This window comes from Williamsia sp. Y721, from assembly GCF_059683565.1.
Genome location: NZ_JCASNH010000002.1, coordinates 808,358 through 827,839, shown reverse-complemented (window position 1 = coordinate 827,839; position 19,482 = coordinate 808,358). Strand labels below are relative to the sequence as shown.

General features: G+C 63.7%; 20 protein-coding genes. 4 read left to right on the top strand and 16 right to left on the bottom strand.

From position 1 onward, the window contains the following. Positions 1–107 precede the first annotated feature (107 nt). From AC56PL_RS12630 to AC56PL_RS12615, 4 genes are all read right to left on the bottom strand, one after another. The gene (locus tag AC56PL_RS12630) at positions 108–1,742 is read right to left on the bottom strand and encodes a monocarboxylic acid transporter (protein ID WP_497154026.1); all 1,635 of its coding nucleotides are present in this window, start codon (positions 1,740–1,742) and stop codon (positions 108–110) included. Continuing rightward, entirely contained in the window at positions 1,739–2,101 is a 363-nt protein-coding gene (locus AC56PL_RS12625) for a DUF485 domain-containing protein (RefSeq protein WP_497154025.1), read from the bottom strand. Before AC56PL_RS12625 ends, AC56PL_RS12630 begins: the two co-directional genes overlap by 4 nt. A 204-nt stretch (positions 2,102–2,305) precedes the next feature. Beyond that, positions 2,306–2,842: an NAD(P)H-dependent oxidoreductase gene (locus tag AC56PL_RS12620; RefSeq protein WP_495514017.1), complete on the bottom strand. Its 537-nt coding sequence runs from the start codon at positions 2,840–2,842 to the stop codon at positions 2,306–2,308. A gap of 464 nt (positions 2,843–3,306) precedes the next feature. Continuing rightward, positions 3,307–3,972, bottom strand: a complete 666-nt coding sequence (locus tag AC56PL_RS12615) for a TetR family transcriptional regulator (protein ID WP_495514016.1) — start codon at positions 3,970–3,972, stop codon at positions 3,307–3,309. Positions 3,973–4,100: 128 nt separating this feature from the next. On the opposite strand from AC56PL_RS12615, the gene AC56PL_RS12610 reads away from it, so the two are divergent. After that, complete coding sequence (locus tag AC56PL_RS12610) at positions 4,101–5,015, top strand: SDR family NAD(P)-dependent oxidoreductase (protein ID WP_497154024.1); 915 nt, start codon at positions 4,101–4,103, stop codon at positions 5,013–5,015. Between the two features lie 32 nt (positions 5,016–5,047). Here the strand turns inward: AC56PL_RS12610 and AC56PL_RS12605 are convergent, their stop codons facing one another. The 5 genes from AC56PL_RS12605 to AC56PL_RS12585 form a co-directional block, all read right to left on the bottom strand. Continuing rightward, a complete protein-coding gene (locus tag AC56PL_RS12605; RefSeq protein ID WP_497154023.1) occupies positions 5,048–6,820 on the bottom strand; it encodes a sodium/solute symporter in 1,773 nt (590 codons plus the stop codon). 6 nt (positions 6,821–6,826) lie between these two features. Further along, entirely contained in the window at positions 6,827–7,204 is a 378-nt protein-coding gene (locus AC56PL_RS12600; RefSeq protein ID WP_497154022.1) for a DUF485 domain-containing protein, read from the bottom strand. Continuing rightward, a complete protein-coding gene (locus AC56PL_RS12595; RefSeq protein ID WP_497154301.1) occupies positions 7,201–7,974 on the bottom strand; it encodes a LytR/AlgR family response regulator transcription factor in 774 nt (257 codons plus the stop codon). Before AC56PL_RS12595 ends, AC56PL_RS12600 begins: the two co-directional genes overlap by 4 nt. Before the next feature lie 106 nt (positions 7,975–8,080). Next, positions 8,081–8,902 (bottom strand): mycofactocin-coupled SDR family oxidoreductase, encoded by an 822-nt coding sequence (locus AC56PL_RS12590; protein WP_497154021.1) that lies wholly within the window; start codon positions 8,900–8,902, stop codon positions 8,081–8,083. Between the two features lie 6 nt (positions 8,903–8,908). After that, positions 8,909–9,367, bottom strand: coding sequence for a nuclear transport factor 2 family protein (locus tag AC56PL_RS12585; RefSeq protein WP_497154020.1), 459 nt, complete (start codon positions 9,365–9,367; stop codon positions 8,909–8,911). 181 nt (positions 9,368–9,548) lie between these two features. Here AC56PL_RS12585 and AC56PL_RS12580 point away from each other — a divergent pair, with 181 nt between their 5' ends. Beyond that, the gene (locus AC56PL_RS12580) at positions 9,549–11,114 is read left to right on the top strand and encodes an AMP-binding protein (protein WP_495514010.1); all 1,566 of its coding nucleotides are present in this window, start codon (positions 9,549–9,551) and stop codon (positions 11,112–11,114) included. Positions 11,115–11,131: 17 nt separating this feature from the next. Here AC56PL_RS12580 and AC56PL_RS12575 read toward each other — a convergent pair whose 3' ends face one another. Genes AC56PL_RS12575 through AC56PL_RS12550 form a run of 6 tightly spaced genes read right to left on the bottom strand, consistent with a single transcriptional unit; the run spans position 11,132 to position 15,105 of the window. Continuing rightward, positions 11,132–11,536: a carboxymuconolactone decarboxylase family protein gene (locus AC56PL_RS12575; RefSeq protein ID WP_497154019.1), complete on the bottom strand. Its 405-nt coding sequence runs from the start codon at positions 11,534–11,536 to the stop codon at positions 11,132–11,134. Further along, positions 11,529–11,972, bottom strand: coding sequence for a MerR family transcriptional regulator (locus AC56PL_RS12570; protein WP_497154018.1), 444 nt, complete (start codon positions 11,970–11,972; stop codon positions 11,529–11,531). The genes AC56PL_RS12575 and AC56PL_RS12570 overlap by 8 nt, the downstream gene beginning before the upstream one ends. A 58-nt stretch (positions 11,973–12,030) precedes the next feature. Next, entirely contained in the window at positions 12,031–13,236 is a 1,206-nt protein-coding gene (locus AC56PL_RS12565) for a histidine kinase (protein WP_495514007.1), read from the bottom strand. A 31-nt stretch (positions 13,237–13,267) separates the two neighbouring features. Beyond that, complete coding sequence (locus AC56PL_RS12560) at positions 13,268–13,564, bottom strand: hypothetical protein (protein WP_497154017.1); 297 nt, start codon at positions 13,562–13,564, stop codon at positions 13,268–13,270. A gap of 48 nt (positions 13,565–13,612) precedes the next feature. Next, entirely contained in the window at positions 13,613–14,200 is a 588-nt protein-coding gene (locus tag AC56PL_RS12555; RefSeq protein WP_495514006.1) for a TIGR03086 family metal-binding protein, read from the bottom strand. Positions 14,201–14,259: 59 nt separating this feature from the next. Beyond that, positions 14,260–15,105 carry a helix-turn-helix transcriptional regulator gene (locus tag AC56PL_RS12550; RefSeq protein WP_497154300.1) on the bottom strand — a complete coding sequence of 282 codons (846 nt, stop codon included), beginning with the start codon at positions 15,103–15,105 and terminating at the stop codon, positions 14,260–14,262. 113 nt (positions 15,106–15,218) lie between these two features. On the opposite strand from AC56PL_RS12550, the gene AC56PL_RS12545 reads away from it, so the two are divergent. Continuing rightward, a complete protein-coding gene (locus AC56PL_RS12545; protein ID WP_497154016.1) occupies positions 15,219–16,220 on the top strand; it encodes an aldo/keto reductase in 1,002 nt (333 codons plus the stop codon). Positions 16,221–16,281: 61 nt separating this feature from the next. Here the strand turns inward: AC56PL_RS12545 and AC56PL_RS12540 are convergent, their stop codons facing one another. Further along, on the bottom strand, positions 16,282–17,841 hold the full coding sequence (locus AC56PL_RS12540) for an HNH endonuclease signature motif containing protein (RefSeq protein ID WP_497154015.1): 1,560 nt from the start codon (positions 17,839–17,841) through the stop codon (positions 16,282–16,284). A gap of 146 nt (positions 17,842–17,987) precedes the next feature. Between AC56PL_RS12540 and AC56PL_RS12535 the strand changes: the two genes are divergently transcribed. Continuing rightward, positions 17,988–19,481: a phospholipase D-like domain-containing protein gene (locus tag AC56PL_RS12535; RefSeq protein WP_497154014.1), complete on the top strand. Its 1,494-nt coding sequence runs from the start codon at positions 17,988–17,990 to the stop codon at positions 19,479–19,481. Position 19,482 lies beyond the last annotated feature (1 nt).

The following is a 19,482-nucleotide window of genomic DNA, read 5'->3' as shown; positions in this document are numbered from 1 at the left end:
CGCTCCCGAGTACCCAAGTAACACCGGCTTAACACAATGATGTGCGGTTCTGGCGAACAAACTCCCAGGACGGGACCGCCAAAACCGCACATCATCGGGTTTTCAGGTTAGTGCGAGACGGCCTTTTCGACGCCGACTCCGGTGAGTGAGCGAACCTCCATCTCGGCCTGCTTCGCTGCGTTCTCCTGCTTGCGACGTCCGACGTAGGTGCCGATCACGGCCAGCAGGAAGCCGGCGGGGATCGAGACGATGCCCGGGTTCGACATCGGGAAGAAGTCGAAGTTGGCATCGGGGAACATCGAGGTCGCCTTGCCGGAGACAGCTGGTGAGATCACGATCAAGCCGATGCAGGTGATCAGGCCGCCGTAGATGCTGAACAGCGCACCGGTGGTGTTGAACTTCTTCCAGAACAACGAGAACAGCAGAGTCGGCAGGTTGGCCGAGGCGGCCACCGCGAAGGCCAGGGCCACCAGGAAGGCGATGTTCTGCCCCATGGCCAGGATGCCCAGCACGATCGAGACGATGCCGATGACCACTACGGTGATCCGAGAAACCCGGACCTGCTGCTCCTCAGATGCCTTGCCGCGCTTGATGACACTGGCGTAGATGTCGTGGGCAAACGAGGCGGACGCGGTGATCGCCAGTCCGGCGACCACGGCGAGGATGGTCGCGAAGGCCACCGCCGAGATCACGGCCAGGAAGATAGTGCCGCCGAGCTCGAAGGCCAACAGCGGCGCGGCCGAGTTCTCCTTGCCCGGTGCGGCGAGGATCTTGTCCGGGCCAACCGATTTCGCGGCACCGTAACCGAGAACCAGGGTGAACAGGTAGAAGGCACCGATGAGTCCGATCGCCCAGGTGACCGAGCGACGCGCCTCTTTGGCGGTCGGAACCGTGTAGAAGCGCATCAGGACGTGTGGCAGACCAGCGGTACCGAGAACCAAAGCGATGCCCAGCGAGATGAAGTCGAGTTTCGACATCTCGCTGATGCCGTACTTGGCACCGGGAGCAGCGATGTCACGGCTCGCCACCGCCTCGTTTGCCGAACCACTCACGGTGGCCTGTGCATCGGCGATCAACTGCGAGAAGTTGCCCTTCACCGCGAACAACACGAGGAAGAACATGATGCCCGCACCGGCGATGAGGAGAACCGCCTTGACCATCTGGACGTAGGTGGTGCCCTTCATGCCGCCGATGAGGACGTAGGCGATCATCAGGACGCCGACCACGGCGACCACGATACTTTGACCGGACTTGCCGTCGATGTTCAGCAGCAGCGCGACAAGTCCACCGGCACCGGCCATTTGGGCCAGCAGGTAGAACAGCGAGACCGTCAGGGTGGACAGCGCCGCGGCCATCCGGACCGGACGTTCCTGGAGTCGGAAGCTCAGGACATCGGCCATCGTGAACCGGCCGGTGTTTCGCAGCAATTCGGCAACGAGGAGCAGTGCCACCAACCAGGCCACAAGGAAGCCGACCGAATAGAGGAAGCCGTCGTAACCGTAGACGGCGATGGCGCCTGCGATACCGAGGAACGATGCGGCCGACAGGTAGTCGCCTGCGATCGCAAAGCCGTTCTGCGGTCCGGAGAACTGGCCGCCACCGGTGTAGAAGTCGGACGCCTTCTTGGTGGTCTTGCTGGCCCGGATCACGATCGTCATGGTGATGACAACGAATGCCACGAAGATGGCGATGTTGAGTGCGGGGTTACCTACCGAAGCGGTATCCGCGGCGAGAATGGTCATTTGACCGGTCCTTCCAGCTCTTCGCGGATGGCCGCGGCGCGAGGATCGAGGTCACGATTGGCGAATCGCACGTATACGGCCGTGATGACAAACGTCGAGACGAACTGCCCGAGACCGAAGATGATGCCGATGTTGATGTTGCCCCACACTTTGGTGGCCATGAAGTCGTGCGCGTACGTGGCGACGAGGACATAGAGCATGTACCAGGCCAGGAAGAAGCCCGTCAGGGGGAAGACGAACACGCGTAGTCGACGGCGCAGATCCTGGAACTCCGGACTTGCCTGCATGTCGATGAACGCCTGCGCGTCCGGGGTCGGCCGCTCGGGCGACCTATCCGGGCTCAGGTCTGATGTGGTCACGGGAGACTCCTGACATAAACGAGTGAGAGAACCTGTCAGGAGACGTTATTGAGGTCCAGGTCACATGAATATGGTGTGGTCGCAGTCACACGGTGAGCTGTCGAACTGTGCGACGAACGGTCGATTCTGAGCGACGAACGGTAAGCGGCCGCGCCCCGAACCGGGATCAGCCGCGTGGGAACTGCCGACGCGATCGGAACGTTTCTAGGTGCCGGCGACGAGCGCAGCCACGGCGCTGCGGATCGCCTCACGCTCGGGGCTCGGGGCCACGAGACCGTCCGCACCGATCAACGCTCGCGGGATCGGCACGTTGACGCAGGCTGCATCGATGATTCGAGCGTCGGTGTACTCGAGCACGGTGCGCAGCGACGCGTACGTTCCGACGGACCTGTTGTGGATCGCTGACGGGTTAATCCACCCGGTTGGCTTCTGCGTCGTCTCCACACCGCCGACGGTCCACTCCAGCAGGTTCTTCAGCGCCCCCGGCATAGCACCGGCGTACTCCGGTGTGCTGAACAGCAGCGCAGTCGACTCGTCAATCAGGCGACGCAGCTCGATCACGGCCGGCGGCGGAGAGTCGTTGTCGAGGTCGGGGTTGAAGTGCGGCAGATCCGTCAGCCCGGCGTATGTCACCGCGGTGGTGCCTTCGGGCACCACCGCGGCCGCCGTCGCGACCACCGCAGCGTTAACTGAGCCCTCACGGACGCTGCCACTGATCATCAGGATGTATTGAGCAGTCATCCGGCCACTGTAGGCGCCGACCGCGACACCACCAGCCAGCTCGACCACATGAACTGGCAGACAATCATTCATAGTCAATCCGATCTGCAAGACCGCTACGGTCGGCTCACCCCAACCCCCGAAGGCACCCATTATCTGACCGCGGTTCTCAAGCCGACGGACTCCACTTCATTTACCTAGTGCGATCACCATAGTTGTTGCGGCACTACATCGCACGTATGCGGCCGTGATTACAAACGTCGAAACAAACTGCCCGAGAACGATGTTGGTGTTGCCCGCACTTTATTGGTCATGAAGTCGTGCGCGTACGTGGCGACGACGACATAGAGCAGGAGAGAATCTGTCAGCAGACGTTATTGAGGTCCAGGTCACATGAATATGGGGTGGTTGCAGTCACACGGTGAGCTGTCGATCTGAGCGACAAAACGGTCAGTCTCGAGCTGCACGCACAAGGTCCCAGGCGTTCAGGCGCGCGGCAGCACGCCGACGAGCATCGCGGTGAAGGAGGACCGCAGGGCTTCGTGTAGCTCCGGGTGAAGTACGCCAAGGGCGGGTTCGTCCGCGTAGGCGGCCAGGAGGCTCGGTGGCATCGGGACGTACGTCGACAGCGCGCCCGCCGAGATCAGGCTCATAAAGCAGAACATCTGCGCGCCGTCGCCGAGCTCTGGCAGGTGACTACGCATGAGATCGGCCATGGCAACGAGTCTGGTGAGGAAGGAACGCTTGTGCTGCTTGGCCACCTCGACCGAAATGTTTCGCTCGAGGACGGCACCCTGCGCGCCGAAGAGGTGGCAGAGCACCACTCGTTCCGACAGCGACCGGCCGAGGATCTCGGCGAGCTGACCTGCTCGCACGTCCGGTGTCGCCTGCGCCTCGACGCCCGCGGCCAATTCGTCCGCCACCTCGGCGAGCCAGCTCTCCAGGAAGGCGTCCTGCAGTTCGAGTAGGACCGCCTCGCGCGACTCGAAATACCGCAAGACGTTCGACTTGGCCAGGCCCACCCGCCGGCTGAGCTCGTTGAGGCTCACCTCGGCCACGGGCATCTCGTCGAGCATCGCCGCCGCCGTGTCCAGGATCGCCCGGCGGCGGATCTCGCGCTGCTCCTCGCTGCGTGCCCGCTGAAAAGTCACGGTTTGACCTTAGCTTAAAGACCACCGGTCCTTTGGGAGGAATTAAAGACCGTCGGTCCCTTGACAGGAGACCGCTGGTCTTTTATGTTTGTTCCACAACAGACCGATGGTTTCTTAAGGAGCACGTCATGAGCAGCAACTGGAACGACCAACACATTCCCGAGCAGCACGGCCGGGTGGCGATCGTGACCGGCGCCAACACCGGGCTGGGCTTCGAGACCGCGCGGATGCTCGCCGAACGCGGGGCGACGGTGGTCCTGGCCGTCCGTAACATCGAGAAGGGCAGGCAGGCAGCCGCCCGCATCACCGGCGATGTCACTGTCCAGTCCCTCGACCTGACGTCCCTCGACTCGATCCGGTCCGCTGCGGCAGACCTGCGCGCCGCCCACCCGCGCATCGACCTCCTGATCAACAACGCGGGTGTGATGTACACGCCGCGACAGACCACCACCGACGGCTTCGAGTTGCAGTTCGGCACCAACCATCTCGGACACTTCGCCCTGACCGGCCTGCTGCTGGACCGGCTCTTGCCTGTCCCCGGCTCCCGCGTCGTGACGGTCAGCAGTACCGGCCACCGCATCCGGGCCGCCATCCACTTCGACGACCTGCAGTGGGAGCGCTCGTACAGCCGCGTGGCCGCCTACGGCCAGTCCAAACTCGCCAACCTGATGTTCACGTACGAACTGCAGCGCCGGCTCGCGGCGCATGGCACCACCGTCGCGGTCGCCGCCCATCCCGGCGTGTCCAACACCGAACTCGTCCGCAACACGCCCACCGCGCTCCGCCTGCCCGTCACCTGGCTCGCACCACTGCTCACCCAGAAGCCCGACATGGGTGCCCTGCCCACCCTGCGCGCCGCCACCGACCCGACTGTCGTCGGCGGGCAGTACTACGGTCCCAGCAGCTTCGGGGAGATTCGCGGAAATCCGAAGCTGGTCAGCTCCAGCCCCGACTCGCACGACGAGGGGGTCCAGCAACGCCTGTGGACCGCCTCCGAAGAGCTCACCGGCGTGACGTTCCCTCTCGGCCTGGCCGTACGGTGACAACGGCTGGACTCATGACTGCTCCGCCACATTCAGCGATCCTCCCCGTGGTCGAGACCCACCTCGCGATCGCGCCCGACCCCCAGACCTTCGGGGGCGTGCAGGCGGGTCAGAAGCCGCCCGACATCAGCCGGAACCTGATCCGCGGTCAACTTGCTGACCAGCACCATCGTGACGAACGCCAGCGGCACACTGACGGCCGCCGGATAACCGATCAGCACAGCGGGCCAGCCATCGAGCAGGCCGTCATCGACACCGCCGACCGACGTCGCGAGGGCGGCGCCACCGGCGACAACACCACCGACGATCAGTCCTGCCGCCGCGCCCACCGCGGTGAGTCCGCGCCACCAGATGCCCAGCACCAGCAACGGACACAACGTCGAGGCGGCGACAGCGAACACCAGACCCACCGTTCGGGACAGGTCGATGGACGTCACCCCCACGGCCAGCAGCAGCGGCACCAGACCGGCCAGTACCGAGGCGACCCGAAAGTCTCGGACCCGCCCGCGCAATACGTCGGTGCTCAGAACACCGGCCACGCTGACGAGCAGGCCGGACGACGTGGCGAGGAAAGCTGCGATGGCGCCTGCGGCCACCAGCGCCGCCAGCAACTGGCCACCGATGCCCGACAACACCGAGCCCGGCAGCAACAACACAGCGGCGTCCGATGCCCCGGTGATGAGCAGCTGCGGTACCCAGAAACGCGCGAAAACACCGAGCAGGGTGGGGAACAGATAGAACACCCCGAGCAGAACCACCACCGCCAGCGAGGTCGCCCGGGCGGCCCTGCCATCCGGATTCGTATAGAAGCGCACCAGCACGTGCGGGAGACCCATCGTGCCCAGGAAGATCCCGATGATCAGCGAGAAGACCTGGAACATCGGGTGCTCGCCACCGAAACCCCATCCAGGGGTGGCCCATTCACTGTGCGTTGACGGCGCACCGGAGACCACCGGTACGGCCGATCCGGCCGCGAGTTCGAGCTCGGTCCCGGCGCTCAACGAGTGCTCACCCGGCCGCAGTGTCAGCGGCCCGGACACGGCGACGTCGTCGACCTCCCCGAACACATTCACCTGCAATGGGTTTGCCACGGTGACGACAACGTCGGTCGTGACGTCGACAGTCGTTTCCGTCGACACCGTCGGTGGCGCCTCGGAACCCTGATCATCACCGGTGCCGTAGAAGTGGATCGCCAGGACAACGGCAGGCACCGCGATGGCGGTGAGTTTGAGCCAGTACTGAAAAGCTTGGACGAAGGTGATCGAACGCATCCCGCCGCCAACAACATTGGCGATCACGATCAGCGCGACCACCACCGCGCCCACCCAGGGTGGAACACCCAGCAAGATGTTGAGTGTCAGACCCGCGCCCTGGAACTGCGGAACCATGTAGAGGATGCAGATGAGGACCACGACAGCGGTCGCCAGCTTACGTAAACGCCTGGACTGCAACCGGAATTCGGCAAAATCAGGGACGGTGTAGGCGCCGGACCGGCGGAGCGGAGCGGCCACGAACAACAACAGGCCGACATAACCTGCGGTGAAACCGATCGGATACCAGAGTGCGTCCGCGCCGTACTTCGCGATCAGTCCGGCAACGCCAAGAAATGAGGCAGCAGAGAGATACTCGCCGGAGATGGCCGCGGCGTTCCATTTGGGTCCGACGCTGCGGGAGGCGACCAGGAAGTCGGATGTCGTGCGGGCCAGGCGGACTCCGTAGGCCCCGATGGCGACGGTGGCCACCGCTGCGACAACCAGTGCGATGAGTGTCGGGATCGGCACCGATTGTCCGGATATCGTCTGCATCTGATTTCAGTCGTCGACCAGGTCGCCGAACTCTTCTTCATTTCGGTCGGCGAGACGGTTGTAGACCCAGCAGACGCCGAGCAGCAGCGGGTACACGGCAAATCCAAGGATCCACCAGGGCAACAGGATCCCGAAGATCGACACCTCGGTCAGTCCCGGAAAGATCTTCATCAACACCGGTATCGAACACAGCAGCAGCAGGGTGGGCGCGGCCAGCCGCAACGCCAGCCCCAGTTGTGCGCGCATCAGCCCACGGATGAGTGCGTCGCCGACCTCGGTCTGCTCTTGGACCTCCACCCGGGTACGGACGGTGCGCGCCCCTCGCCGCGTTGCGAGAACGACCCGCTCCCGCGCGCGCGGCGCGTCGTCTCCGGCCGTCGTCATCGCGTGAGCCGATCCTGTTTGGGGCTACGGACAAGGCGGTCTTTGAGTTCCCGGGTGTGCCGCCTGCTCACCGGCAACTCCACCACCGCCGCGTTCGGGCCCGGCCGGAGGAGGACAACCATGCCGGATCCAACCGTGCGGATACCGGTGACCAGCGACGACGACACCAGGTACGAACGGTGAACACGCAGGAATCCGGCGCGTGCCCAACGGCTTTCGAGCGCCGAGATGGGGATACGAACCAGATGCGATCCGGTAAGGGTGTGCAGCCGGGTGTAGTCACCCTCGGCTTCCACCCAGGCCACGTCCGAACGATTGACCAGTGTGGTCGAACCGCCCATCTCGACCGGGATCACCTCGTCCTGATCTTCGATGACACCGAGCTGCGGGCCTGGATCCGAATCGGATGTCTCCCGTTGCTCGACCACCCGCCGGACCGCCTCTGCAAGACGCTGCGCTCGTAGCGGTTTGAGGAGATAGTCGAGCGCGCCGAGGTCGAACGCGGCCACCGCCCGGTCGTCGTGCGCGGTCACGAACACCACGGCAGGCGGGTTGGCAAAAGCTGCCAGCACCCCGGCCAGTTCGAGTCCGTCGAGGCCCGGCATGTTGATGTCGAGGAACACCGCATCGATGCTGTCGGGACGATCCTTGATCAACCGCAATGCGGTGGTCGCGTCACCGGCCGTCAGCACCTCGGCCACCGCGTCCTCGGCCCGCAGCAGATAGGCGAGCTCGTCGAGCGCCGGCCATTCGTCGTCGACGGCCAGCACTGTCAGTGCCGGCCGTTTCGTGGGCGCGGAATCCTTGTTCGTCTGTGACACAACGGGGTCTATCGTGCCACGTACGCTCCTCCTCGAGCCCACCAACGCGGCGAAACTACATGGCCGAGCATCCGGCATCCACGGGCAACGCGACGCCGGTGACGTATCGGGCCTTCTCACTGACCAGCCACATCACAGCGTTGGTGATGTCTTCGGCTTCGACCATCGGTACCGGCAGCATGTTCCCGCCCATGGACGACGGACTGCCCTGCTCCGCGTGCATCTTGGCCATGTACTCGTTCATGACCATCGGTGTCGCAACCCCGGTGGGATGGACCGTGTTGACGCGGATGTTGTGCGCCGCGTACGCGTTTGCCGCCGAATGCATCAAGCCAACGATCCCGTGTTTCGACGCGGCGTATCCGAACACGGCCGCACTCCCGTCACCACCGCGTCCGATCAGGCCCTGGACCGAACTGGTCAGGACGATCGATCCGCCCCGGCCTTTACGAATGATCGACGGCACGGTCGCCGCGATCGTGTTCCACGCCCCGAACAGATTTGTCTCGACGATGTCGCGGTAGAGCTGCTCGTTTTTCGGATCGGCGACCCCGAGCGCGACCACACCGGCATTGGCGACGACGATGTCTATCTCGCCGAGTTGCGCGACGCCGGCCGCGACAGCAGCCTCGAGGTCGGCCAGCTGTCGCACGTCAGCGGTATACGTCGAGATCCGGCGGCCCTTTTCGGTGACCAGGCGGGCGGTCTCGTCGAGATCCTCTTTGGTGGCCAGCGGATACGGAATGGAGTCGATGTCGGCGCAGATGTCGATCGCGATGATGTCGGCGCCCTCTTCGGCCAACGCCACACAGTGGCTACGGCCCTGCCCTCGTGCCGCACCCGTGACCAGCGCGACCGTGTTGTCGAGTTCACCCACGACGTTTCAGCTCTTCAGCGACGCAGCGTGATGCGCCTCCGCCCCTGCCCTCATGGTGGCACTGAACCAGACATCCTCTTCCTGGAAGTCGTACGTACGCCATCCTTCTGACGTTCGCACCAGCTTGTGGCGATACCAGCCGCCACAGTCACTCTTCTCGGTTTGACCGGGCAGGATCATCGGGTTGTAGAACATGGCCCGCACCTCCGCGCGATCACCGGTGATCGTGTAATCGATATTGGTGATGAAATGCTGCTTCATCGGCAGCATTTTCATCGAGGCTTCGAGCCAGGCCGAGATCTCCGCCGGATTGCCCGTCGGGCCGCTGACGGCGGAGTAGTCGACGCGCGCATCCTCGGTATAGAGCGAGCGCCACAAATCCCAATCCTCGGAGTCGACCGCCTTCGCGTAATTCGTCAAATGCTGCTCGATTTCCAGCCTGTCGACAACTTCTTGGATCTCCACCTGACAACTCCTCGCTGCGAAACCAACTGATTCCAGAACAGCATTCGCACCATCAAGACAGCGCGGAAACGCTATTCTCCATTTTGAAAACCTAGCTTGCTTCGTATGATCTACGTCATAATCGCCCGCTGTCAAGATGCGGGTCGCACTTGAGTATCGACACGTCAGGAAGTAGCACTCGATGAGACATATCCCCGACGAACTGGCAAAACGGTACCGAGACGACGGTTGGTGGACCGAAGAAACCATCGGCGAACTGGCCGGTCACGGATTGGCCGACCGCGGCCACCTCGCATTCGAAGTGCACTCCGCGACCCACCCGTACGTGGGGACCTTTGCCGATGTCGAGCTGATCGCCCGCAGGCTGGCCGCCGGACTCCGTGATCGCGGCGTCGGCGAAGGCGACGTGGTCGTCGCGCAACTGCCGAACTGGATGGAGGCCGGCGCCACCTTCTGGGCGACGTCGTTCCTCGGTGCGGTCATCGTGCCCGTGGTCCATTTCTACGGCCCCAAGGAGATGGCCCACATCATCGCCACCACCAAGCCCAAGGTGGTGATCACCGCCGAGGGCTTCGGGAAGATGACCTACGAGCCGGACCTCTATCGTGACGTCCCGGTCGTCGGTGTTGTCGGAGCGAACTTCGACGAACTCCTCGCGGATGAGCCGATGGCCGGGATCGTCAAGGCCGACCCGGCCGCGCCTGCGCTGATCGCGTTCACGTCCGGAACCACCAGTAAGGCCAAGGGTGTGATCCACAGTCACCAGACCCTGGTCTGTGAAACCCGGCAGCTGGCCGCTCGCTGGCCACGCGACGGGCAACCGCAGATCACCGGCGCGCCCATCGGTCACTTCATCGGAATGGTCAGTGCGTTTCTGATCCCCATTCTGGAGGGATATCCGATTCACCTGATCGACGTCTGGGATCCGGCCGTGGTGCTCCGGCTGATGACCGAGCGGAAGCTGAAAGTTGGTGGTGGTGCACCATATTTCGTGACCAGTGTGCTCGATCATCCCGACTTCACCGCCGCGCATCTGGAGTTCATGCCCTACGCCGGCCTGGGTGGCGCCACCGTCCCGTTGACCTTCACCCGCCGGCTGACCGAACTCGGCGTCACCGCCTACCGCTCCTACGGCAGCACCGAACACCCCTCCATCACCGGATCGAAAACGACCGACTCGGTCACCAAACGTACGGAGACCGACGGCAGCGCGCTCGAAGGCGTGGAGCTGAAGATCGCACCCGACGGCGAGATACTCTCCCGCGGCCCCGATCTCTGCATCGGATACACCGATGACGTGTTGACGGCCAACGCTTTTGACTCCGACGGCTGGTATCACACCGGCGATATCGGGATCCTCGATGAGAACGGCAGTCTGACGATCACCGACCGCAAGAACGACGTCATCATCCGCGGTGGCGAGAACATCAGCGCGCAAGAGGTCGAAGAGGAGCTTCTCGGACTACCCGGTGTCGCCGAAGCAGCGGCGGTCTCCGCACCCGATGCCCGACTCGGTGAACACACCGCCGCGGTATTGCGACTCAAGCCGGGCGCGGCGATGCCCACGCTGGACGACCTACGGGCGCACTTCACCACATCCGGTCTGGCAAAACAGAAGTGGCCCGAGGAGCTTCACCAACTCGACGAGTTCCCCCGCACGCCCAGCGGCAAGGTCCAGAAGGCTGCGATCAGGAAGATCGTGGCCGAGCGCAACCAAACGAGCGAAACATCCAGTGTCTCGAGCTGACATCGGATCCGACTCGATCAGGAGATCGGCAGTAGTCCACGTTCGGCAAAGACCTTCTTCGCAGTGAGGGTGGCGTTCAGCGCGCGCGGAAATCCGCAGTAGACAGCCGAATGCAGCAGCGCCTCGATGATCTGGTGCGGCGACAGACCGACGTTGAGTGATGCATTGATGTGGACGTCGAGCTGCGGCTCGCATCCGCCGAGCGCGGTGAGCATGCCGAGGGTGACGAGCTGGCGGTCGCGCGGTTCGAGACCGGGTCGCGAGTAGATGTCACCGAACCCCCATGCCACGACCTGGTGTGCGAGTTCTGGTGCAACATCTTTCAGGGAATCGATCACGTTCACACCGGCTTGTCCGTCGATCGCGTCGAGCACCGATCGTCCATGGTCGTACCGTTGTTCGCGCGTGGTGGTGTCATTCATGGGTGTCTCCTGCATCGTTGTCGTTTCGGTCGCCGGACGCGGCGGCCAGGTCGTTGCGGTAGATCGCGATTTTTGATTCGAGTGCCTTCTCGTGCTGCCGCAGGGTCGCAATCTGTTCTCGCAGGCCCGCTTGGTGGACTTCGAGCAACTCGAGCCGGGTCGCGACAGTCCCGGCGCCTTGCGCACGCAGCTCGGCGTACACACGCATCCGTGAGATCGCCATCCCGGTTTCACGGAGTCGGAGCAGGAATTTCACCCACTCCACATCCGCCTCCGAATACCGGCGCTGATTCCCAGGATTTCGGCCGACGGATTCGATCAGCCCGGCACGTTCGTAGTAGCGAAGGGTATGCGCCGATACACCGGTCACCAGCGCCATCTGGGCGACCGTCAGACTTTGGGGATCAACGTCGGTCGACGCTTCGTCGTTCTTCATAGAACGCAGCGTAAGAGTTAGAGCGCACTCGAAGTCAACCCCGAGGTTGGGCGCGAATTCAGACCGAGATCCCCGGCCGGAACTTCGGTACCCGCATGCTCACCTTGGTTCCGGCGCCGGGCGCGGTTTCGACCACCAGTCCGTAGTCGTTACCGAACGCCGCGCGCAACCGGTCATCGACGTTGGCCAGACCCACGTGTGCGTTCTCGGTGGCGCTGGGTCCGCCGGTCCCGGTGACGATCGCGTCGAGATCACCGGACCGCAAGATTTCCGGATCCATCCCGATGCCGTCGTCCTCGACGCTGATCACGCAATCGGTACCCTCGTCGGCCGCGACGATGGTGACCGTCCCGCCTTCCGGCTTACTCGAAATACCGTGCCGTACCGCGTTTTCCACCAGCGGCTGCAACGCCAAGAAGGGCAATACCACGTTGAGGACCTCGGGAGAGACCTGCAGTTTGACCGACAGCGACCCCCCGAACCTGGCCCGTTCCAGCGTCAGATAACGGTCGATGTTGCGTAGTTCGTCGGCAAGCAGGGTGTACTCCCCGGCAGCGCGGAACGAGTACCGGGTGAAGTCGGCGAACTCCAGGATGAGCTCGCGGGCCTGATCGGGGTCGGTCCGCACAAACGACGCCACGGTGCCCAACGCGTTGTAGATGAAATGCGGACTGATCTGAGCCCGCAACGCACGTACCTCGGCCCGGTCCAGACGGGCACGAGAGGCATCGAGGTCGGCCAACTCGATCTGGTTACCTGCGTAGTGGGCCACTTCGGTGATCGCCGACAGCATGCCCGGTCCCGGCTGGTTTCTGGTGACCACACCGATCACACCCACCGATCCGGTGCCGTCGGCAGGCATCGGCTGCACGATCAGCGCCCGGACACCGGGTTCGTCGAGTTCAGAGGCCTTGATGAGGATCCGGCGCCCTTCGGCCGCGGCTCGAACTGCAGCGTCTGCGAACTCGGTTGCCAGCCGCTCGTGAGATCCGGTCCAGGCCAGGACCACACCGTCGGCGTCGGCAATGCCCAGTGCGTCGGCAGCGGTCAGACTCTGCAGATGCGGCGCGGCCTCCGCGGCCGAGTCGGCATTCAAACCGCGCCGCAAGGGCCGGGCTGCCAGTGACGCGGTGTGCAGGGTCGCGTGTACTGCCCGCTCGGCGGGTGTCGTCAGGGTCGGGCGGGTCCGAACCCGCAGCGCCACAACGGCAATCGCCAGCACCAGTACTGCAATGACAACAACGGCGATCGTGATGCCCGACATCAGCGGCTCATCACGTTGTCGGTGGGTCTGCTCAGCGATCGGCGACAGCGTAGGCCGCGCCTGCGGCCGCTGCGGTCACGGCGAACACCGACGGCCAGGCACCGATCTTCTTGGCCAGCGGATGCGACGCACCAAAGGCGACCAGGTAGCCGGCCAGCAGCGATCCGGCCACGACCGGGCCTTTCTCCTGGTACCACCGGGTGGCGCACCAGCCGCCTGCCGCGGCGAGCACGACGCCGCCGAGTTCACGACGCCCGCTGTATCGGGCGGTGGCGTATCCGCCGACGAGTCCGGCGGCAACAACAGGTGCAGTCAATGGGGTACTCACCCCCAGGACTCTACCGCCGCCCGGTCAGCGGCCCGGATGTCCGCACGCTCAGCGCGGTGGTTGCCAGGAGGGGTCGCGGCCCGAGAGTCCCAGTAGTCGATCGAGGTCCGAAGCATCGTCGGCCGTCGGGACCCGCGGGCCGAAAGTCTTGCCGGGACCCTGATAGTCCGGGGTCAGCATGTTGGGCGCAAAGGCCGCCGACGCGGCCGCGGCCTCGGGTGCGGGGTCCCATGTCTGTCCCGTTGCCACCGCGAGGTCCCAGCCATGAACCACGTACTCCCACAGGATCATCGACATCGCCATGTCCCCCGGCATCGGGCTCTCGCCGAGGTAGAGCGGACGCTGGTCGGCGCCTGCTCGCACGGCTGCGTCGAGTTGTGCTGCCGCCGAACCGATCACCTCGGCGGCAGGCACCGCAGCCTGTGGAACCTCGGCACCGCCGGCTTGTGCCCGGCCATCGGCATCGGCGAATCCGGCCGCGAACGTGGTCAGCCAGCCCGCAACGTGGTTGCGCAGCTGTGCGACATCGAGTTCGGTACACGGCGTAGGTGCGGTGTCGTGGCCGTCGGTGTTCGCGACGACGATCGCGAGATCGGCCAGGACCGGCCGGAGTAGGTCAACAGTTGAGTTGGTCATGCCATCGAGTCTTCTCCACGATCAGCGGCCGCGTCTTGAAGAAATGCGACAAACCGGCGTCAACGGCCTCCGGTCATGGCCTGGGTGCCGATCACCGACAACAATTCGAGACGTTCACGGGCAGGCGTGCCCGGCTGTGGGAAGTAGACAAGCAGATGTTGGTCCGCGTTCTGGGTGACCAGCGTTTCGCATTGCACGGCGATCTCACCGATCTCGGGGTGGATGAACCTTTTCACGGCACTGGTCCGGATTTCCACCCGATGTTCCGACCACAGCTCGACGAACTCTTCACTACCGGCCTGCAGTGCCCCCACCAGTTCCATCACCACCGCGTCGTCGCCCCGTTTGGCGGCGATCGCGCGCAGGTCACTGACGTGCTTGCGACCCATCATCTGCCAGTCCTCCGGGTGGAAACGCCGGCGGGCCTGCGGATCGGTGAACCAACGCCAGGTGAAGAAGCGGTCCAGTCCGGTCACTGCCGATCGATCGCCGGCAAGCAGCACGTTCATCCGGTTCTGTGCCAGCGTCTCGCCGAGTTCTGAGATCACGCAGGCCGGGATGTCGTCGAGCTTGTCGAGTAGGTACAACAGACCGGGACCGACATGGGAATCGCCACCGACGCGGGGCGGCGGCGCATGTCCGCACAGCAGGTAGAGGTGATCTCGTTCGTCGTCGGTGAGTCGCAGAGCGCGCGCCATCGACGCGACGATCTGCGTCGACGGGTGCGGGCCGCGGGCCTGCTCCAGCCGGGTGTAGTAGTCGGTCGACATGCCGGCCAGGACGGCCACCTCGTCACGACGAAGTCCCGGTGTGCGACGGCGAACGCCTTCGGGCAGTCCCACGTCACGGGGGACGAGCGCCGCGCGGCGGCGACGCAGGAAGTCGGCCAGCTCGTCGCGGTCCATACGTGTGCTCACGAGGACAACTCTGCCCGTTCGCGGCCTCGCGAGCCAGGGACCGGCGATCCCCCGATAACCGGTCTCTGCCACCGGCCGCACAAACCGTCCAGGCTGAGCTCATGAACATTCAACAGGTAACCCTCGGCAAAACAGGACCATCGGTCTCCCGCATCGGCCTCGGTGCGATGGGCATGTCCAGTATGTACGGCCCCAGCGACGACGCGTCGTCCATCGCCACCATTCACGCCGCGATCGATGAAGGTGTGAACCTCATCGACACCGGCGACTTCTACGGAAGCGGTCACAACGAGATGCTGATCGGCCGGGCGTTGCGCGAACGTGATCGCGACGACGTGCAGCTCAGTGTGAAGTTCGGCGGACTCCGTTCTCCCGACGGCGAATTCGTCGGGTTCGATACCCGACCGGCTGCGATGAAGAACTTCCTCACGTATTCGCTCACCCGGCTCGGGGTAGATCACATCGACATCTACCGCCCGGCCCGCCTCGACCCGGCCGTCCCGATCGAGGAGACCATCGGCGCCATCGCCGAGATGGTCGACGCCGGTTATGTCCGCCACATCGGCCTGTCCGAGGTGGGTATCGACACGATTCGCCGCGCTGCGGCAGTGCATCCCATCGTCGACCTGCAGATCGAGTACTCGCTGATGTCCCGCGGTATCGAATCCGGAATACTGTCGACCACCCGTGAACTCGGTATCGGAATCACCGCCTACGGCGTGTTGGCGCGCGGCCTGCTGAGCAACTCGGTCGGGGCCGGAACCACATTCGCCCCCAACGACTATCGAGCGCACACCCCACGTTTTCAGGGCGACAACCTGACCAAGAACCTCGAACTCGTCGATGCACTCGCGACGATCGCCGACCGGCGCGGTGTCAGCGTCGCACAACTCGCGATCGCCTGGGTACTCGCCCAGGGTGACGACATCGTCCCGATCATCGGCACCCAGAAGGTGACACGGTTGCACGATTCCCTTGCCGCCCTTGACTTCAACCTCACCAAGGCGGAACTCGACACCATCGAGGCCGCCGTCCCTGCTGACGCCGCTGCCGGCGGGCGCTACGACGAAGCCCATATGGCGATGCTCGACAGCGAGCGCTGAACGCAGGCTCGATCCGCGGCCATACGCGACCACTGATCTCTGAACACACTTACCTGCAATGCTATTCGACGGACTCGGGATCGTCGGTGCCAGAATCAGGTGGGAGGTCAGATACGTCGCTGGTCAGTTCCGCCAACTTTTCGGCCAACACCGCCTGGCGGTCGCCGAGGACTTTTTGCCAGGCCGCTGCGAAGGTTTCGTTGACATGCTGGGCACGGTTGACTCTCGGTTTGCGTTCCGGATCCACACTTGCCGGGGGTATCCACCCGACCCTGCCCTTGTCGGGCCCTTCGGTGATCATCACCGTCTGCCACTGGCCCGGGCCATCGCCGACGAGCTTGTGATGCGGCGGGCAGGCTGATCCCATCAGATCGATGTCGGTCAGACCACCGTTGATCCAGGCAATCAGGTGATGGATCTCCGCCCAGGTCGCCGGATTGGTGCACCCCGGGTGCGAGCAACCGCGATCCCGGGCGAACATCGCCAAACGCTGGCCTTTCTGCGCGGTGCGTTTGGCCCGGGCGAAATACAGCACCTCGGCGCTGTGGTTGGCGAAGACGGCGAGGTATTTGTCGGAGCGGGCCGACAGGTTCAACGCTTCCTTGACCGGAATATCCACCCCTGAAGCCGTTTTCGCGATACCCGCGCAGTCGTCGAGCTGCTCTTTGGTCATCGTGATGATCAGTTGAGCCGGCAAACCCCGATGGGACTTACCGAGCAGGTTGCACGCCAGAATGGTTTTCAGAATTGCTTTCAACGCATCGTGATGTTGCTGGCTCGTCGAACGGGTATCGCGCTCGGCCGCGGCCTTGATCAACTCGGCATCTTGTTTCGGATCATCGCTCGCGCCGGTCGGCGAGTTCGGGTCGGCCGGATTGTTCATCCCGGGCGCGGCCCAGACGTCCATCACGGTCTTGAACAACGCCAAGGTTTCCGGATCTAGCGTGCCCGAGATTTTCGCCATCAAGTCCACACCCTGATCGCCGATTCCCACTGAACGTTTGCGGGCTCGATCGCTGTCGTCGGTCAACCGGCCATCGGGATCGACCCGCGCCAGGACTTGCCGGCCCGACGCAACCAACTGCGTCGGGTCCTGACCGACCGCTTCTTCGGTCATCCAGTGATCAACCACGTCATACACCGCCGGATCGGAAGCAGACGGGATGTGTTTGCGCACATCCAACATCACATCCATATGCGCTGCCCCGATCAAACCTCTCGACCAGGCCTGTTCAGCGGCAGGACATTTCGGCGCCAACTCCTGCCCCTGTATCGTATGAAACCGTCCGACGGCCTCCAGTCCACGGATCCGGGAGGAGGTTTGCCCTTTGGTCAACCGCAACTCTTGCCGCACGAAACCGAACAACGACGAATACCCCGCCTTGGTAAACGACGAGCGGTCCGACACCCGCAGCAAATTCCGCACACCGGTGAACTCGACCTTGCGGGAGATCCGTTCATGCACCCGCACAAGCTCATTGAGCTCACTGTCAGACATATCCGACGAGGAACAATCATTGATATCAGCGAGCAACAACTCCAACTCGAGATACATGGCCACCAACACCGGAACCGAAGAAGAATCAACCGTCACGTCATCAGATGGATCGTCAGTCATCATGCCCCCCAGCACATCTGATCGAAATCTTGCCATGAGTCTACCTGCGATGCCGCCGCATGTCGAATGTTTGTTCGACTAATCAGCGCGTACAACCCAACGTGCTACTTTCTAGAACGCTAATCCGTCGAAGAAGCCGAGGGTCCCCCGTGAGCAGTGACAAGCCGGTGCTTGTGCCCGATGAGACCTGCTGGAAGATCGCCGAGGCCGATCGACTCGCGGTGATCGTCGACGCGGCCGACTACTTCAGGCATGCAAAGGCCGCGATGTTACAGGCACGCAGCCGAATCATTCTGATCGGATGGGACTTTGACACCCGGATCCAGTTCGAGCCCGAAGGGCAGACCCTCGACGGTCCCAATGCTCTCGGCGATTTCCTGAAGTGGTTGCCGCAGAACCGACCCGGGCTCAATATCAACCTCCTCAAGTGGAGTTTGGGGTTGGGTGCGATCAACAGGGGGATGGCGCCGGTTTTCATTCAGAACTGGCTCACCGACCCCGCACTGCAGTTCGAGAACGATCTGGTGCACCCGGTTGGCGCGGCACATCATCAAAAGATCCTGGTGATCGACGATCAGATCGCGTTCTGTGGCGGCATCGACATGACCGTCGACCGATGGGACACCTCCGACCACCTCGATCAGAACGATCGGCGCACCCAGCCCAACGGCAAGACGTATGGGCCCTGGCACGACGCGACCACCGCTGTTGACGGGGACGCGGCCCGGGTGGTCGGCGAGATGGCACGGGCCCGATGGTTGGCAGCAACCGGGCGCACCCTCGAACAGGTCACCGACGTCGGGGACAACTATTGGCCCGACACACTGATCCCGACCATGGAATCGGTCGACGTGGCCGTGGCGCGGACATTGCCGGAGATCCCGGGCCGGGACGAGGTGCGCGAGATCGAATCTCTCTATCTCGCAGCCATAGCCGCCGCTCGGGACTACCTCTACATCGAGAGTCAGTACCTCGCGTCCCGGACCATCGCCGAGGCCCTGGAGAAGCGCCTGCGCGAAAGCGGGGGGCCCGAGATCGTGATCGTCCTGCCCCGACATGCCGACAGCTGGCTCGAACAGCAGGCGATGGACGGTGCCCGCCAGCGCCTCCTCCAGTTCCTGTGGCAGGCCGACACCGAAAAGCGTTTTCGCGCATACCATCCGGTGACCGCGGGCGGGGAGCCGATATACGTGCACGCCAAGGTCCTGGTGATGGATGACCGTCTCCTGCGCGTGGGGTCGTCCAATCTCAACAACCGGTCGATGGGCTTCGACAGCGAATGTGACCTCGCCGTCGAGATCGATCCCGACCTTCCCGAATCGAATGAGAACCGCATCGCGATCCGCGGGGTCCGGGATCGGCTGCTGAGCGAACACCTCGACATCGACGTCGACGAACTCCAGGCTGCGATCGACAACCATTCCGGACTCGGCGCCGCCATCGACGCAATGCGCGGCGACGGCAAGACCCTGGTCGAGTTCGATCACGACATCGTCGACGGCGAGGACAGCCCCTTCGCCGAGAACGAGCTGATGGATCCCGAGCGGACCCGAACATCGTTGTTGGAGAAAACGTATCGGTTGGTTGTGGGCCGACGACGGATCCGGAGGGCAGCCCACCGAGAGCTCGCTGACGCGCACTGAC

What these genes read in the sequence shown, in the direction of transcription:
- AC56PL_RS12630 (WP_497154026.1), bottom strand. Translation starts at nt 1,742, where the DNA reads ATGACCATTCTCGCCGCGGATACCGCTTCGGTAGGTAACCCCGCACTC.
- AC56PL_RS12620 (WP_495514017.1), bottom strand. Translation starts at nt 2,842, where the DNA reads ATGACTGCTCAATACATCCTGATGATCAGTGGCAGCGTCCGTGAGGGC.
- AC56PL_RS12610 (WP_497154024.1), top strand. Translation starts at nt 4,101, where the DNA reads ATGAGCAGCAACTGGAACGACCAACACATTCCCGAGCAGCACGGCCGG.
- AC56PL_RS12605 (WP_497154023.1), bottom strand. Translation starts at nt 6,820, where the DNA reads ATGCAGACGATATCCGGACAATCGGTGCCGATCCCGACACTCATCGCA.
- AC56PL_RS12600 (WP_497154022.1), bottom strand. Translation starts at nt 7,204, where the DNA reads ATGACGACGGCCGGAGACGACGCGCCGCGCGCGCGGGAGCGGGTCGTT.
- AC56PL_RS12580 (WP_495514010.1), top strand. Translation starts at nt 9,549, where the DNA reads ATGAGACATATCCCCGACGAACTGGCAAAACGGTACCGAGACGACGGT.
- AC56PL_RS12575 (WP_497154019.1), bottom strand. Translation starts at nt 11,536, where the DNA reads ATGAATGACACCACCACGCGCGAACAACGGTACGACCATGGACGATCG.
- AC56PL_RS12570 (WP_497154018.1), bottom strand. Translation starts at nt 11,972, where the DNA reads ATGAAGAACGACGAAGCGTCGACCGACGTTGATCCCCAAAGTCTGACG.
- AC56PL_RS12565 (WP_495514007.1), bottom strand. Translation starts at nt 13,236, where the DNA reads ATGTCGGGCATCACGATCGCCGTTGTTGTCATTGCAGTACTGGTGCTG.
- AC56PL_RS12555 (WP_495514006.1), bottom strand. Translation starts at nt 14,200, where the DNA reads ATGACCAACTCAACTGTTGACCTACTCCGGCCGGTCCTGGCCGATCTC.
- AC56PL_RS12550 (WP_497154300.1), bottom strand. Translation starts at nt 15,105, where the DNA reads ATGGACCGCGACGAGCTGGCCGACTTCCTGCGTCGCCGCCGCGCGGCG.
- AC56PL_RS12545 (WP_497154016.1), top strand. Translation starts at nt 15,219, where the DNA reads ATGAACATTCAACAGGTAACCCTCGGCAAAACAGGACCATCGGTCTCC.
- AC56PL_RS12540 (WP_497154015.1), bottom strand. Translation starts at nt 17,841, where the DNA reads ATGATGACTGACGATCCATCTGATGACGTGACGGTTGATTCTTCTTCG.